General features: G+C 50.1%; 14 protein-coding genes. 7 read left to right on the plus strand and 7 right to left on the minus strand.

The genetic code is table 11. The annotated features are described in order from the left end of the window. Positions 1-215 precede the first annotated feature (215 nt). Genes QZ367_RS04925 through QZ367_RS04950 form a run of 6 tightly spaced genes read left to right on the plus strand, consistent with a single transcriptional unit; the run spans position 216 to position 4,633 of the window. Positions 216-404, plus strand: a complete 189-nt coding sequence (locus tag QZ367_RS04925; protein ID WP_291938192.1) for a hypothetical protein — start codon at positions 216-218, stop codon at positions 402-404. Next, complete coding sequence (locus QZ367_RS04930; protein ID WP_291938193.1) at positions 401-1,369, plus strand: iron ABC transporter permease; 969 nt, start codon at positions 401-403, stop codon at positions 1,367-1,369. The genes QZ367_RS04925 and QZ367_RS04930 overlap by 4 nt, the downstream gene beginning before the upstream one ends. Next, entirely contained in the window at positions 1,366-2,139 is a 774-nt protein-coding gene (locus QZ367_RS04935; RefSeq protein ID WP_291938194.1) for an ABC transporter ATP-binding protein, read from the plus strand. The genes QZ367_RS04930 and QZ367_RS04935 overlap by 4 nt, the downstream gene beginning before the upstream one ends. Next, a complete protein-coding gene (locus QZ367_RS04940; RefSeq protein WP_291938195.1) occupies positions 2,136-2,918 on the plus strand; it encodes a helical backbone metal receptor in 783 nt (260 codons plus the stop codon). Before QZ367_RS04935 ends, QZ367_RS04940 begins: the two co-directional genes overlap by 4 nt. Further along, entirely contained in the window at positions 2,919-4,133 is a 1,215-nt protein-coding gene (locus tag QZ367_RS04945) for a radical SAM protein (protein WP_291938196.1), read from the plus strand. After that, complete coding sequence (locus QZ367_RS04950; RefSeq protein WP_291938197.1) at positions 4,130-4,633, plus strand: flavodoxin family protein; 504 nt, start codon at positions 4,130-4,132, stop codon at positions 4,631-4,633. Before QZ367_RS04945 ends, QZ367_RS04950 begins: the two co-directional genes overlap by 4 nt. A gap of 217 nt (positions 4,634-4,850) precedes the next feature. Here the strand turns inward: QZ367_RS04950 and QZ367_RS04955 are convergent, their stop codons facing one another. Further along, on the minus strand, positions 4,851-5,015 hold the full coding sequence (locus QZ367_RS04955; RefSeq protein ID WP_291938198.1) for a hypothetical protein: 165 nt from the start codon (positions 5,013-5,015) through the stop codon (positions 4,851-4,853). Between the two features lie 202 nt (positions 5,016-5,217). Between QZ367_RS04955 and QZ367_RS04960 the strand changes: the two genes are divergently transcribed. Then, the gene (locus QZ367_RS04960; RefSeq protein ID WP_291938199.1) at positions 5,218-5,904 is read left to right on the plus strand and encodes a hypothetical protein; all 687 of its coding nucleotides are present in this window, start codon (positions 5,218-5,220) and stop codon (positions 5,902-5,904) included. A gap of 444 nt (positions 5,905-6,348) precedes the next feature. Here QZ367_RS04960 and QZ367_RS04965 read toward each other — a convergent pair whose 3' ends face one another. The 6 genes from QZ367_RS04965 to QZ367_RS04990 all read right to left on the minus strand — a co-directional run bounded on the left by QZ367_RS04965 (position 6,349) and on the right by QZ367_RS04990 (position 11,867). Continuing rightward, complete coding sequence (locus tag QZ367_RS04965) at positions 6,349-6,588, minus strand: DUF333 domain-containing protein (protein ID WP_177388543.1); 240 nt, start codon at positions 6,586-6,588, stop codon at positions 6,349-6,351. Positions 6,589-7,005: 417 nt separating this feature from the next. Continuing rightward, entirely contained in the window at positions 7,006-8,082 is a 1,077-nt protein-coding gene (gene serC, locus QZ367_RS04970) for a 3-phosphoserine/phosphohydroxythreonine transaminase (protein ID WP_291938200.1), read from the minus strand. A gap of 10 nt (positions 8,083-8,092) precedes the next feature. Next, on the minus strand, positions 8,093-9,259 hold the full coding sequence (gene xseA, locus QZ367_RS04975; protein WP_291938202.1) for an exodeoxyribonuclease VII large subunit: 1,167 nt from the start codon (positions 9,257-9,259) through the stop codon (positions 8,093-8,095). After that, positions 9,252-9,980: a bifunctional demethylmenaquinone methyltransferase/2-methoxy-6-polyprenyl-1,4-benzoquinol methylase UbiE gene (gene ubiE, locus QZ367_RS04980; RefSeq protein ID WP_291938206.1), complete on the minus strand. Its 729-nt coding sequence runs from the start codon at positions 9,978-9,980 to the stop codon at positions 9,252-9,254. The genes xseA and ubiE overlap by 8 nt, the downstream gene beginning before the upstream one ends. A gap of 9 nt (positions 9,981-9,989) precedes the next feature. Then, complete coding sequence (locus QZ367_RS04985; protein WP_291938208.1) at positions 9,990-11,408, minus strand: CHAD domain-containing protein; 1,419 nt, start codon at positions 11,406-11,408, stop codon at positions 9,990-9,992. A gap of 48 nt (positions 11,409-11,456) precedes the next feature. Next, complete coding sequence (locus QZ367_RS04990) at positions 11,457-11,867, minus strand: Fur family transcriptional regulator (protein WP_005869540.1); 411 nt, start codon at positions 11,865-11,867, stop codon at positions 11,457-11,459. Positions 11,868-11,893 lie beyond the last annotated feature (26 nt).

An 11,893-nucleotide genomic window follows, 5' to 3' on the forward strand; every position in this document is an offset into this window, starting at 1 on the left:
TCGGCGTTTAAATTTAACGCCTAAATTTTGAATTTCAAATTTAAATATACGGCTTGGCGGCGCACGAAATTTTAACATTTAATCGTCCTAAATTTAACCCCGCAGCTCTTAGACGTTACGGAATTTATCGCGGTTTAAGAAATCAAGCGATAAAATCCCATGATAACGATTTTAATTTCTTAATAAAAATCGCGAATACTTTTAGGAGGAAATTTATGCCGGATCAGGTGTGCGGCTACGTACTTTTTCGTGCTGATATCAAAAGCTATGCAAGCCGTAAAAACGACGATGCGAGCCGCGAGAATTTCATAAATTCCACGCGCATAAATTCCTGGCGCCGCTTAAATTTTAAAAATATCCGCCGCGACGAAATTTGCGCGTGTAGTTCGCCTGGTGGGCTATGAGCTTTAAATTTTATCTCTTTCTAATCGCAGCTTTCGTATTGCTTGCTTTAGTAGCCGTAAGTAGCGGCGGAGCGAGCATTTCGCTAGGCGACATCGCGAAATTTTTCACCTTCGGCGAGATAGACGAGACCAAGCAGCTCATCTTGCTACAAATGCGCCTGCCGCGCCTAGTAATGGGCATCTTAGTGGGTGCGCTGCTGGCAACTTCGGGGGTGGTTGTGCAAAGCGTATTTTTAAACCCGCTCGCAGACCCTTACATCATCGGCATCGCCTCGGCAGCGACTTTTGGCGCAGTCATAGCCTATCTACTAGGGCTTAGCGACGTTTTTTACGGAATTTTCGCGTTTTTAAGCGCAAGCGCGTTGTCGATCGTGATCTTTAAGCTCGCCGCTCACACCCGCTCGATCTCGACGCTACTGATCGTAGGTATCGCCGTGTCTTCGTTTTTGGGCGCATTTACCTCTTTCGCGGTCTATCTCATCGGAGAGGATAGCTTTAGGATTACGGCGTGGATGATGGGCTATCTAGGCGGCGCCAACTGGCAGAAGATCGCGCTTTTACTGCCGCCGTTGCTGTTTTGCATGGCGTATTTTTACGCGAAGCGCCACGAGCTAAATATCATCTTAAACGGCGACGAGGAGGCGAAGTCGCTGGGGCTCAACGTCGAGAAATCCAAAAAAAGCCTGCTCATCGTCTCCTCGCTCATCATCGGCTTTTCGGTCGCATTTACGGGGATGATAGGCTTCGTGGGGCTCATCATTCCGCATACGCTTCGCATGGCGCTTCGCACGTCTAGCAACGCCGTGCTGATCCCCGCTAGCGCGCTTACGGGCGGGCTTTTTCTTTTGTTTTGCGACGTCATAGCCAAAAACATCCTCTCACCGGTAGAAATTCCGATCGGCGTGGTGACTTCGTTTTTCGGAGCGCCATTTTTCCTATACCTCGCGTTTAGGAAGCATGCATGAAAATTTCAGCGCTAAACTTCAGCTACGGCAAGCGGGCGATCCTGCAAGACGTATGTCTGAATTTAGAACGGGGTAAATTTTACGGGATTTTGGGCCCTAACGGCTGTGGCAAGAGCACTTTGCTAAAAAACATATTGCAAATTTTAAAGCCTGCAAGCGGGATCATCGAAATAAACGGCAAAAGAGCAAGCGAATACGGCCTAAAAGAGCTTGCCGCACTCATCGGCTTCGTACCGCAAAAAACAGCCCTCGCCGCGCCGCTTAGCGTGAAAGAAATTTTGCTTGCGGGCAGATTTTGCCGATTAAAAAGCGCTTTTAGCGGCTACGATGCGAGCGATCACGCTAAAGTGGAGCAAATGGCAGAGCTTTTGGACGTGAAAAAATTCCTAGAGCGTAGCGCATTTGAGCTAAGCGGCGGGGAGTTCGGGCGCGTGCTGCTTGCTAGAGCGCTCGTCAGCGAGCCTGAAATTTTACTGCTCGATGAGCCCACGGGCGCGCTAGATATGAACTACGCCATCGAGGCGATGAGCATCTGCGAAAACCTGACGCGCTCTTTAAATTTAACGAGCGTCATCGTGCTGCACGATCTAAATTTAGCCTCGCTATTTTGCGATGAAATTTTTATGCTAAAAGACGGCGCAGTGAGATATCGCGGCAGTGCGAGCGAACTTTTTACGCCGCAGATCATAAAAGAAATTTACGGCTTTGAAGCCTTAATAGTAGAAGAAAACGGAGTAAAGTTTATACTACCCAAAAAGGAGAAATTATGAAAAAAATTCTTATAGCTTTGACTGCGGCGAGCTTTGTATTTGCCAAAGGTCTAGTCGTACTTGATCCCGCCGCAGTCGAGATCATCTACGCTTTGGGCGCGCAGGATCAGATCGCTGCGATCGCCACCACTTCGATGAGCAAGATCCGCCCGCAGGCTGAAACCGCAAAACTGCCTAGCGTAGGCACCTACGTAAAGCCGAATATGGAAAAGATCGTCGAGCTTAAGCCTGATCTGGTTATTACGAGCTTCCGCTCCGCAGGCGTTAGCGAGAATCTACAAAAGCTGGGACTTAAAAGCCTTGCGATGGATGCAAACTCTACCGCAGATATCTGCCAAAACGTAAAGAAGGTCGCGGTGATCGTAAAAAAGGAGAGCGAGGCGGATAAAATTTGCGCGCAGATGGACGGCGTCTTTGCGAATAAACCCGCGCTTCGCAGTAAAAAAGTGGCTATGTTTTTCGGCGCGAACGCTACGATGGCTTTCAACGACAAAACCCTCATCGGCGATATTTTTGCTCGTCTCGGCGCTAAAAACATCGCAGACGGCCTAAAAGGTAGCACGCCTTCGGTATCTGCCGAATATATCCTCGAGCAAAACCCCGATATAATCGTAGTTGTGGGCGGCGAGACGGAGGATTTTTTAAAGGCAAATCCGATCCTTAGCAACACCAAAGCGGTAAAATCGGGCAAAATTTTAAAAGCTCCGACGCTCATCTTGCGGGGCAGCCCGCAGATCGGCGAGACGGTGGATGAAATTTACGCGGAGGCAACGAAATAGATGTTTAAAGAACGCATTAAATCCCACCACCGCTCCAAACTTTTCGAGAGCGTTTCCGCAAGCGAAAACGAGCTGTTCGACGCGCTGGAGCAGCCTGCGAAAGACAGCGATTGCGTGATCTATCTTCATGTGCCCTTTTGCGATAATATCTGCTCGTTTTGTTCGATGATGCGCTCCAAACTCGGCGACGAGCTGGACGAATACGCTAAATTTTTAATCCGCCAGATCAAAGACTACGGCGAGATGCCCTACTTCGATACCAAAAGCGTTAAAAGTATCTACTTCGGCGGCGGTACGCCGAGCGTATTTAGCGAAGCTCACTTCGAAAAGGTTCTGGGCGCGCTGCATAAAAATTTTAAAATCGCGGACGACTGCGAGATCAGCATAGAAACCACGCTGCATAATCTAGATACGCAAAAAGCGCTTGCCTTGCAAAGCTTCGGCGTAAACCGCTTTAGCATCGGCGTGCAGACCTTCAGCAGACAGGGGCGCGCGCTTCTGAACCGCGTGCATAAGCCCGCTCGCGCAATCGAGCGACTAAAGGATCTTAGAGAAAAATTTGACGGCATGCTCTGTTGCGACATCATCTACAACTTCCCGAACGAAAGCGTAGAGGAGGCGGTCGCGGACGCGCGCTATGTAGATGAGCTAGGTCTAGATAGCGCTAGCTTTTACTCGCTGATGTTTTTCGATGGCTCGGAGCTATCCAAAAAGATCGACAAATCCTACTATGATCTAGAGATCGATAAGAAGCTGCACCACGCTTTCGCAGAGGCGCTACTGCAAAGCGGGAATTTCGAGGTTTTGGAGCTTACCAAGCTTGCTCGCAAAGGTCGCGATAACTACGGCTACATCAAGCTAAGCCACAAGGGCACGGATATCCTGCCTATCGGCAACGGCGCGGGCGGACACGTAGCAGGCTTCGGAATTTACGGCGTGTCGGGACACAAGATGATCTCGCGAATCGATGAGCGCGAGGCAAAATATAGCGCGCTAAACAATCTGTTTCAATACCCGATCGTAAGCTTAAACGAGCTAAAAGAGGCTCTGAGTGCGAGCATTTACGACGAAGCGGTGCAAAAGCTCAAAGAATTTGAGAGCTGGGGGCTTTTAGAGCTAAAAGATCAAAGATCGATCTTGAGCTTGGACGGAATTTTTTGGGGCAACAACATCAACGAAGAGATAGCAAACATTGTTAGAAAGGATTTTGTATGAAAAAAATCGTGCTTTACACCTCACAAACGGGTAACACGAAAAAGGTGGGCGACGCGATCGCCGAGCAACTGGGCTGCGAGAGTCTAAATTTCCGCGACTTTGAGGGTGAGGTCGATGACTACGATTTCATAGCCTTGGGCTTTTACGTCGATAAGGGCGAAGCCGAAGCGAAATTTATGCGCTTTTTACGCAAGATTCACGGCAAGAAGCTTGGCGTTTTTATGACTCTGGGCGCGGAGCCGGACGGCGAGCACTCGCGCAAGTGCCTGGATACCTTTGAAGAGGGGCTTAAAGCAAACGGCAACGAGATTGTAAGGGAGTTTGCCTGCCAGGGCGCGATCGATCCGAATCTACTTGAAATGATGCGCAAAATGGCGGCCGGCGGCAACTCGCCCCACCCTATCACCCCCGAGCGACTTGCGCGCTGGGCGGAGGCTGCGAAACACCCCGACGAGAAGGATCTGGCGGACGCAAAAGCAGCATTTGCGGGGATAGAATAAAATTTAAAGCAAGCCGCGCAAACCGCTGCGCGGCGAAACAAAACCAAATAAAATTTCACACTACTTAATGCGCGGTTTGAAAATTTCGTCCTTTTAAATTTAGAGCTAAATTTCATTTCGCGCGCAACGGATCGGATAATGCCGCCGACCTTGCGCCGCTAATGCGCGCTCTGAGCGGCGAAAAGCCCGTTTTTGTAAGCGACTGCGAGTGCTGCCGTCATCCAAGACACTGCCCGCCATTTTGCGACGGCCTGAGCGCGAAAAGTCCGCTTCTGCGAGCAAGTAACCTGCGAGCTCTGCGGTCGCGACCATCGGTTATCGCCCGTCGCCACATGCAGTAGGTGCCGCTGTCGGGCGACGCCTCCGCCGCGCGATAACCCATCTCCGCCGCTCATCACCCCGTCACGCGACACCTGCCGCCGCCAATCGCTCTGCCGCTTTGTCGCAGTACTGAACCCAAACCGAACCGCTAAATTTTAAATTCTACAAAAGTCTTATCGCGCGTAAATTTAATTCGGAAAATACGCAAAATTTAGGTAAATTCCACCCAAACGCTTTGACGGTCAAAATTTAAAAGGGCGAAGATGACGAATTTCAAGTACGCACGCCGCATTGACGAGGCTGCGGGGCTGGATCTTGATTTAGATTGCAAAGAGATCGATCTGCAGGATAAGTTTTACGGGCTTTTTCAGTGCTTTATGCCCGAGGGCGCGGGCGTGGGAGCGGTGTTTGCGCCGCTGCAAAACGGCGCTGAGCTACAAGCGCGCATAATGCCGATCTACGCAGTCACGGCGCAGCGGACGCGGGAAGCATTCGATCAGGGCATGGCGCCCGGGTATTTTTGCCCGCCGCAGGATCCGAAATTTGATGACGAAGGACTTAAGAGCCTAGCTTTAGCGCACGTTCGAAATTTAAAAATTTTCGCCGAGTTTCTCGGCGATGACGAGCTTTTAGAGATGCTTGAGCAGATAAAATCCGCTCGCGTGCAGGAGAACTTTGATCTCGCGCATAGTAAAGACGAGCTTGCGTGCGCCGTCTATGAGGCGATCACGGAGTGGATGATAGATTCGCCCAAGCTCGATATGAAGCTATGGGTGCTCGGCGAGGCGTACTATTCGATCAACTGCGACTACCTGCTCTCGGCGTACTTGCAGTATCCAAACTACGCGCAAAGGCCGCAGGAGGACTTTTTGAAGCCCTACTTCGAGCTGTATCTAGCGGGACGGCAGATCACGTTTGAGCGCGGCGAGATCGTGGTTTTTACGCGCTAAATTTACGCAGGCAAAGGAAGCGAATGAACGCTCGCAAGCAGTTAAAATTTGAGCTTTTTTAACAATAAAGCGAGCGACGTCCACGAACGGCTGAAATTTAAGCTCAGCAACTATGAGCGCAAACGCTTATCGCATATCCAAAAAACCTGCGTCGTAATCAAGCAATCTAGCAGGTTGTCTACGTTGCGTCAAATCGCTTAAAATATTTCTGCTTTGCGTAGCCGCCACTTTCAGCGCCTTACTGGAGCAAAATCTCCACACATCGTTGATGTTTGGATAATTGAATTTTTTCCATCACCCTGCTGCCCTCACTTTGTATGAGGTACCCAAATAATTTACTTGCACTAACGCTTGCTAGTTAGAATTTATCTAAATTTTAAAGAGTAATTTTGACGCAGAATTTTATGGAATTTCGCTGCCGCAAATCTCGCAAGCGATAAAATTCTATCGATTTACGCTCTTAAATTTACTCAAATCACCGCCTGTTTTATAAAATTCTTCAGCGTCGATCATAGTACCGTCAGGCAGCTTACAAACGGTGTAATCCACGCCGTTGCCGTCTTTGCGGACGATCAGCTCGCCGCCATTTTTGATACAAAAATCCCCAGCAGCGCTAGCCTCTGCGCTCACCGAAGCGAAAGCGCCCACCGCAAGCGCTACTGCAAAAAATCTCTTAAAACTCATTTAAATCCTTTCGTTTAATTTTGCCCGTTTTTAGGGTTAAGCTTAAATTTAGACGCCAGATAAGCTAAGTAACCTGCGTCTAAATAAATAAACGCCGACCCTCCTCGAACACCGATAATAGCGTTTCAATGTTAAATCCTACCTAATAAATCCCAGCAGCGCCAAGTCCGCTCGCCGATGTAAAATCAAAGCCACCAGACTTCATCCAATGCAAAATTTTAACATCATAAATTTTGTCTTCAATAAAATTCTAACAGCGAAATCCAAGCCGCATCAAAGCTATTTCTGCCGTAAAATACCGGCTATAAAAGCGAGGACTATGGTAAATACCAGCTTAGCGGCAAGGCAGGCGCGGATCCTAAACAATCTCGTCTATAAGCGCGAGCTGCGCTCAAACCCTCTAAATTTAACCGCCCGCTAGCCGTTTTTGCGCGCAAACTCGCTCATAAAAGCGACTAGTTTTCCCACGTCCTCGTAGTTTATCGCGTTGTAGATCGATGCGCGGATGCCGCCTAAAACGCGGTGTCCTTTAAGCCCGATCATCCCCGCTGCCTCCGCCTGCGCGACGAAAACGGGCTCAAGCGCGGCGTCTGCGATATTAAAGCTCACGTTCATCAGGCTACGGCTAGTTTTTTGCGCGTGGCCGCGGTAGAAGCCGCCGCTAGCATCGATCGTGCCGTAAAGTAGCGCCGCTTTGCGCTTGTTGCGCTCGTGCATCGCCGCGAGCCCGCCGATTTCGTCCTTGATCCAGCCGAGCATTAAATTTAGCATGTAAATTCCGAAAGTATTCGGGGTGTTGCTCATCGAGTCCGCGTCCGCCTGCGTTTTGTAGCGCAGGATCATCGGCGTTTTGGGGTTTGCGCGGTCCAGCAGATCCTTGCGGATCGCCACCATCGTAACGCCAGCGGGGCCGCCGTTTTTCTGAATGCCGCCGTAAAACATCCCCACGCTGCTAAGATCCACGGGGCGCGAAAACAGATCGCTCGAGCTATCGACTACGAGCGGACAGCCGCACTGCGGCAACTGCGGATACTGCGTGCCGTAGATCGTGTTGTTCGAGCAGATGTAGCCGTAATCGGCGTCACCAGAGAATTTGACCTCGGGAATGCGGTCGAATTTGCTCTCCTCGCTGCTTGCGACCACGCGGTAGTTTATGCCGAGCACGCCCGCTTCTTTGATCGCCTTGCTCGTCCAGTTGCCCGTGTTGGCGTATTCTGCGACGCCGCCCGCGTATAAGTTCATAGGCACCTGCGCGAACTGAAGGCTCGCGCCGCCTTGTAAAAATAAAATCGTAAAATCATCCGAAAAGCCGTAGAGATCGCGCACGCGGCTCATCGCGCTATGTAAAACCTCCTCAAAAATTTTGGTGCGGTGCGAGATCTCCATTATCGAAAATCCCAGCCCCCTGTAATTCAGCAGCTCCTCTTGAGCCTGCTTTAGCACGCCCAGCGGGATGGTGCTAGGTCCTGCGCTAAAATTTAAAATCCTATCCATTTTGCCTCCTTTAGATGATTTTTGCATTTTTGCTGAGCTGCTGCGAGCAAAGGACGAACTCGTCGCCCGCGGCAAGCTCACCCAAGCTCACCGTTTTACCGCCCTTTTGGATTTGAACGAGGTCTTTGGTGATCTCAAAAAATTTCGCCTTTTGCGCCAAAAGCTCGTCCTTTGCGCTTAGCGCGTGCTCTGCCGCGCTTAGCCTGGAGCCGATGAAGTTTTTAAATTTAAGCTCGAAATTTAAAAGCTTTGCAAGCGAGCCTGAAATTTTTGGCTCGATAGATTTTGATTTAAGCTGTAAAGCTGCGAGGCTCAGCGCGTTTTGTGCGGATGAAATTTTATCTTTTATCAGCCTATCAAAGGCGTCGCTTATACCGTCTAGGCTCTGAAAGATCGCGCAAATATCGGGTAGCAGATCGATCATCGCGGCGGTGGGCGTGAGGCTTCGGTGATCGGCTACGAAATCGCTGATACTAAAATCGATCTCGTGCCCTACCGCCGAGATGACGGGCGTTTTGGCTGCGTAGATCGCGCGCGCCAAGGCCTCGTCGTTGAAGCACCACAGATCCTCGCGCGAACCGCCGCCGCGAGCGATGACGATCGCATCGTAGCCCTTCCCGTCGGCTACGCGCAATGCGCTTATGATCGAAGCAGGCGCGCCTTCGCCTTGCACTAGCGCGTTATACAGATCGATCTTGCAAAGCGCGAAGCGGTCCTGCGCCGTGCGAAGCATATCCGCCTGCGCCGCGGAACCCGCACTCGTGATGATCGCGATGCTTTGGGCAAATTTCGGAAGCTGTTTTTTGTGCGCAGCATCGAAAAGCCCCTCTTTGCTAAGCTTCTGCTTTAGCGCGGCAAATGCCGCTTCCAGCTCGCCCTCGCCGCTTTTGCGGATATTTGAGACCTGGATCTGATACGCGCCCGTGGGGGCGTATAGCGAGACCTTGCCGTTTACGATGAGCTTATCGCCGACGGCGGGGATAAAATTTATCCGCGCGGCGTTAAATTTAAACATCGCGCAATCGATCGCCGCGCTCGCGTCTTTGATCGTGAAATACCAGTGTCCGCTCGTGCTTTGAATTCTAAACTTAGATATTTCGCCCTCGACTTCGACGAAGCTAAAGCTCGTCTCCAAAAGCGTCTTGGCTTGGGCGTTTAACTCGCTTACGCTAAGCATCGTCGCTCTTCCGCGCGATTTTCTCCGCGATGAAAAGCGTGCTGACGTCGAAGCTGAAGCCCTTTTGTACGCGCAGCTCAAAGCCCGCATTTTTGAGCTTTTCGCTAAAGCTCGCGGCGTCTAGAAAGCTACCGATGGAGCTTGGTAGATACTCGTAGGCTTCTTTGTTTTTCGAGATAAAGGCGCCGATTTTGGGTAAAATTTTGCTCACGTAAAAATCTCTGATTTTAAACGCGAGCCCGCCGCTTGCAGCTTTGGTAAATTCCAAAACCACGAGCGATCCGCCCGGTTTGATGATCCTATTAAACTCCGCAAGCGCCGCGTCCAGCTCCACGACGTTTCTTATGCCATAGCTGATGCTTAAAATATCCACGCTTGCATCATCTAGCGTCGTGGCGCCCGCGGTCGCTTTGATAAACTCGCAGCTAGGGAATTTTTGCCTAGCTACTTCAAGCATCCCCTCGCTAGGATCTATCCCCACGATCCGCTCGATCTGCACGCCGTGCTGCGCTGCGCCGTCGCGCCACGAGCTTATCATATCGCCCGTACCGCACGCGACGTCGGCGATACTCACGAGCCTTCCTTTAAGCTTTTCAAGCGTCAGCTCTACCGCCTTTTTGCGCCACGAAACGTCCACGCCGAAGCTGATGGCGCGGTTTGCCAGATCGTAGGTAGGCGCGATCTCATCAAACATCTTTATGATTTTTTCCTGTTTTTGCACGGGTCTTCCTTATTCGTATGCTTTGATTTTACGTAGCGATCTTTTCAGAGCGCGCAAAAGAGCCTCTTTTTCATTTAAAATTTTTTCCTCCAGCTCGGCGCGGCGGTCGTTTAGGCGGGCGTCCAGAGCCAGCAGATACGCAAACGCGACGCCGCTTTTATCGCTTGCTTTTTGATAGATCGCGATAAAATTTTGCCACACGCTGATATCTTGCAGCGCGCCGAAATCCTCGCAGGCGACCTTGGTGCGTTTAAACAGCTCCCTGACGCAGCCTTCATCAAAGCTTCTTGCAAAAATTTCAAGCGCGTATCGCAGTCTCTTTAGCCCTATGCGCGCGTCGTGAAATGCCTGCAGCGATGAGCCTTGCTTCAAATTTTTTAGCTCCGCGCGCAAGCTTTTAATCAGCTTGCAGAGGCGAGCGGAGGCGAACTTTTTTGAAATTTTTTCATATTCGCTGCGCGCGTAGATGCCGTCCGCGCCACTTAAAAAGCCGCTAAGAACGCCGTTTAAATCTGCAAATTCCGCGCTAGAAAGAAATTCTAAAATTTTATCCTCCGAGCGCTTTGCGATAAGATTTAGCTGCTGCAAAAAGCTCGCAGGCGCGTCATCGGCTTTTAAAAACTCCGCAAAAACGTGAAGGTCCCGCAGCTGATTGGTGCGGCTCATAAATTCTGCGAGCAGTTTTAAAATTTCATCCTTTTTTTCCGCTTCGAAAAGCGGCGCGGATAGCTTTAGAAGCGCCCTTGCCTTGCGGGTTTGCACGCGCAGCTCGTGAAGAGCTTCGGGGGAGAGGTTCTTTTGATACTCGCTTTTTGCGCCGCATGCCCGTATCCACGCTAGCTCAAGCGCCAAGCGCGCGAGCTTAACGCTGTCCGCATAGGGCGGCGCGAAAAATTTAACTCGGCTAAATTTTTTAAAAACGTTGCGAGCGTGTGCGAAATCAAGAGATCGCGGCGGTATGCCGTAGCGCGCCAGATAGCGGCTTTTGTAGCGATAATCGTCGGTGATCTCGCAAAAATCGGTGCTGCCGAAGGTTTTTACAAAATCAAAATTTGCGCTTGCCGCCTCGCTTTGAAATTTTGCTCGTAAAATCACGAGCGTGCTTAACTCGCCGCCGTAAAGCTCTAGCCAAAACTCCGCTTCGTCGCTGGCAAAGCCGTAGCGGTTCTTTTGCACGACGCGAGCGACCCTGCTTTTTAAAGCCTCTTTGAAATCATCTTTTGAAATTTTAAAATTTAGAGTTTGTCTGTCGAGATCCTCTTTTTTGTGGTGCAAAGAGCATTCGTCGTTTTGGCGGATGTAGTAAATTTCGGGATAGAACGAAGTATAAAACCAAGCGATCTTTACCTTGCGACATTTCAGCCCCGCACGCTCTAGCGTCCGCAGAATCGAATCGTCGCTCAATAAAAATTTACGCTTAGTTTGCATACCCGCTCCAAAAATAAAGTGGGTAATAATAGCAGAAAATTCTTTAAACTATCTACACTTTTCGCAGTCTTCGACCGTAGCGGTGATATTTAGCTTGCGGATGAAATTGCCCGCTTTGCGCTCGATGTTTTTCAAAACATCCTTATTAAAGGCATCGTCCATGAAAAGATCCGTGACGTTGCCGCATTTTTCGCAGACGACGTGGATATGCGGCATCTGATAGATGTCGTAGCGGCTCTTTTTATTCGGCGCGTTCACCTCGACCACGACCCCTTCGTCGAGCAGGGTGTTTAAATTTTTATAAACCGTCGCTAGCGAAATAGATGGATAGTCCTCCTTAATCCCCTCGTATAGGTCATCTATGCTTGGATGTTCGTGGCGATCGAGCACCTTTAGGATGCACAATCTTTGAGGAGTTGCTTTCAAACCGCAAGTTTTGAGTAGTTCTACGTGGCTCATTTTTGTCCTTCAAAAAATTTTAAAGT

This window comes from Campylobacter sp., from assembly GCF_019423325.1.
Lineage (GTDB): Bacteria > Campylobacterota > Campylobacteria > Campylobacterales > Campylobacteraceae > Campylobacter_B.

Excerpts from the sequence above, each read along its gene's own strand:
- serC (WP_291938200.1), bottom strand. The coding sequence starts at position 8,082 with ATGGATAGGATTTTAAATTTTAGCGCAGGACCTAGCACCATCCCGCTG.
- QZ367_RS04985 (WP_291938208.1), bottom strand. The coding sequence starts at position 11,408 with ATGCAAACTAAGCGTAAATTTTTATTGAGCGACGATTCGATTCTGCGG.
- xseA (WP_291938202.1), bottom strand. The coding sequence starts at position 9,259 with ATGCTTAGCGTAAGCGAGTTAAACGCCCAAGCCAAGACGCTTTTGGAG.
- QZ367_RS04950 (WP_291938197.1), top strand. The coding sequence starts at position 4,130 with ATGAAAAAAATCGTGCTTTACACCTCACAAACGGGTAACACGAAAAAG.
- QZ367_RS04925 (WP_291938192.1), top strand. The coding sequence starts at position 216 with ATGCCGGATCAGGTGTGCGGCTACGTACTTTTTCGTGCTGATATCAAA.
- QZ367_RS04990 (WP_005869540.1), bottom strand. The coding sequence starts at position 11,867 with ATGAGCCACGTAGAACTACTCAAAACTTGCGGTTTGAAAGCAACTCCT.
- QZ367_RS04930 (WP_291938193.1), top strand. The coding sequence starts at position 401 with ATGAGCTTTAAATTTTATCTCTTTCTAATCGCAGCTTTCGTATTGCTT.
- QZ367_RS04965 (WP_177388543.1), bottom strand. The coding sequence starts at position 6,588 with ATGAGTTTTAAGAGATTTTTTGCAGTAGCGCTTGCGGTGGGCGCTTTC.
- QZ367_RS04935 (WP_291938194.1), top strand. The coding sequence starts at position 1,366 with ATGAAAATTTCAGCGCTAAACTTCAGCTACGGCAAGCGGGCGATCCTG.
- QZ367_RS04940 (WP_291938195.1), top strand. The coding sequence starts at position 2,136 with ATGAAAAAAATTCTTATAGCTTTGACTGCGGCGAGCTTTGTATTTGCC.
- QZ367_RS04945 (WP_291938196.1), top strand. The coding sequence starts at position 2,919 with ATGTTTAAAGAACGCATTAAATCCCACCACCGCTCCAAACTTTTCGAG.
- QZ367_RS04960 (WP_291938199.1), top strand. The coding sequence starts at position 5,218 with ATGACGAATTTCAAGTACGCACGCCGCATTGACGAGGCTGCGGGGCTG.
- QZ367_RS04955 (WP_291938198.1), bottom strand. The coding sequence starts at position 5,015 with ATGGGTTATCGCGCGGCGGAGGCGTCGCCCGACAGCGGCACCTACTGC.